The following is a 2613-nucleotide window of genomic DNA, read 5'->3' on the forward strand; positions in this document are numbered from 1 at the left end:
TGAGGCAAACCGGGAGAACTGAAACATCTAAGTACCCCGAGGAAAAGAAATCAACCGAGATTTCGTCAGTAGCGGCGAGCGAAAGCGAAAGAGCCTGTTAATGATAACAGCAGAGATAGAGGAATAAGCTGGGAAGCTTAGCGACACAGGGTGATAGCCCCGTACTCAAAATCCAGGCTGTGGTACTAAGTTAACGAGAAGTAGGGCGGGACACGTGATATCCTGTTTGAAGATGGGGGGACCATCCTCCAAGGCTAAATACTCCTGATTGACCGATAGTGAACCAGTACTGTGAAGGAAAGGCGAAAAGAACCCCGGTGAGGGGAGTGAAATAGAACCTGAAACCTTGTACGTACAAGCAGTGGGAGCCTGAAAGGGTGACTGCGTACCTTTTGTATAATGGGTCAGCGACTTATATTTTGTAGCGAGGTTAACCGAATAGGGGAGCCGAAGGGAAACCGAGTCTTAACTGGGCGTCTAGTTGCAAGGTATAGACCCGAAACCCGGTGATCTAGCCATGGGCAGGTTGAAGGTTGGGTAACACTAACTGGAGGACCGAACCGACTAATGTTGAAAAATTAGCGGATGACTTGTGGCTGGGGGTGAAAGGCCAATCAAACCGGGAGATAGCTGGTTCTCCCCGAAATCTATTTAGGTAGAGCCTTGAGCGGACACCTTTGGGGGTAGAGCACTGTTTCGGCTAGGGGTCCATCCCGGATTACCAACCCGATGCAAACTACGAATACCAAAGAGTGATACTCAGGAGACACACGGCGGGTGCTAACGTCCGTCGTGGAGAGGGAAACAACCCAGACCGCCAGCTAAGGTCCCAAAGTCTATATTAAGTGGGAAACGAAGTGGGAAGGCTTAGACAGCTAGGATGTTGGCTTAGAAGCAGCCATCATTTAAAGAAAGCGTAATAGCTCACTAGTCGAGTCGGCCTGCGCGGAAGATGTAACGGGGCTGAAATATAGCACCGAAGCTGCGGCATCAGACGTAAGTCTGTTGGGTAGGGGAGCGTTGTGTAAGCGGATGAAGGTGTGTTGAGAAGCATGCTGGACGTATCACAAGTGCGAATGCTGACATAAGTAACGATAAAACGGGTGAAAAACCCGTTCGCCGGAAGACCAAGGGTTCCTGTCCAACGTTAATCGGGGCAGGGTGAGTCGGCCCCTAAGGCGAGGCTGAAGAGCGTAGTCGATGGGAAACAGGTTAATATTCCTGTACTTGGATAAACTGCGATGTGGGGACGGAGTAGGTTAGGTTATCGCACTGTTGGATATGTGCGTTTAAGTTGGTAGGTGGGAAGTTTAGGCAAATCCGGACTTCCTTAACACTGAGAGATGATGACGAGGCTCTACGGAGCTGAAGTAACTGATACCACACTTCCAGGAAAAGCCACTAAGCTTCAGGTTTATCTAAACCGTACTGAAAACCGACACAGGTGGTCAGGTAGAGAATACTCAGGCGCTTGAGAGAACTCGGGTGAAGGAACTAGGCAAAATAGCACCGTAACTTCGGGAGAAGGTGCGCCGGCGTAGATTGTAAGGGCTAGCCCCTGAAGGTTGAACCGGTCGAAGATACCAGCTGGCTGCAACTGTTTATTAAAAACACAGCACTCTGCAAACACGAAAGTGGACGTATAGGGTGTGATGCCTGCCCGGTGCTGGAAGGTTAATTGATGGTGTAATCGAAAGAGAAGCTCCTGATCGAAGCCCCAGTAAACGGCGGCCGTAACTATAACGGTCCTAAGGTAGCGAAATTCCTTGTCGGGTAAGTTCCGACCTGCACGAATGGCATAATGATGGCCAGGCTGTCTCCACCCGAGACTCAGTGAAATTGAAATCGCCGTGAAGATGCGGTGTACCCGCGGCTAGACGGAAAGACCCCGTGAACCTTTACTATAGCTTGACACTGAACATTGAATTTTGATGTGTAGGATAGGTGGGAGACTTAGAAGTAGTCACGCCAGTGATTATGGAGTCGTCCTTGAAATACCACCCTTTAACGTTTGATGTTCTAACGAAGATTGCGGAACGCGGTCTCGGACAGTGTCTGGTGGGTAGTTTGACTGGGGCGGTCTCCTCCCAAAGAGTAACGGAGGAGCACGAAGGTTTGCTAATCACGGTCGGACATCGTGAGGTTAGTGCAATGGTATAAGCAAGCTTAACTGCGAGACAGACAAGTCGAGCAGGTACGAAAGTAGGTCATAGTGATCCGGTGGTTCTGAATGGAAGGGCCATCGCTCAACGGATAAAAGGTACTCCGGGGATAACAGGCTGATACCGCCCAAGAGTTCATATCGACGGCGGTGTTTGGCACCTCGATGTCGGCTCATCACATCCTGGGGCTGAAGTAGGTCCCAAGGGTATGGCTGTTCGCCATTTAAAGTGGTACGCGAGCTGGGTTTAGAACGTCGTGAGACAGTTCGGTCCCTATCTGCCGTGGGCGTTGGAGAATTGGTTGGGGCTGCTCCTAGTACGAGAGGACCGGAGTGGACGCACCACTGGTGTTCCGGTTGTGTCGCCAGACGCATTGCCGGGTAGCTAAGTGCGGAAGAGATAAGTGCTGAAAGCATCTAAGCACGAAACTTGCCAAGAGATGAGTTCTCCC

1 rRNA gene is annotated in these 2613 nt (G+C 50.7%); it reads left to right on the top strand.

Annotated elements, in window-relative coordinates:
- Positions 1-2613: ribosomal RNA gene (locus A9501_RS03155) — 23S ribosomal RNA — on the top strand; the annotation flags it as partial.

The sequence above is a fragment of the Haemophilus sp. CCUG 66565 genome (assembly GCF_001679495.1).
In the GTDB taxonomy this organism is placed as follows: domain Bacteria; phylum Pseudomonadota; class Gammaproteobacteria; order Enterobacterales; family Pasteurellaceae; genus Haemophilus; species Haemophilus haemolyticus_K.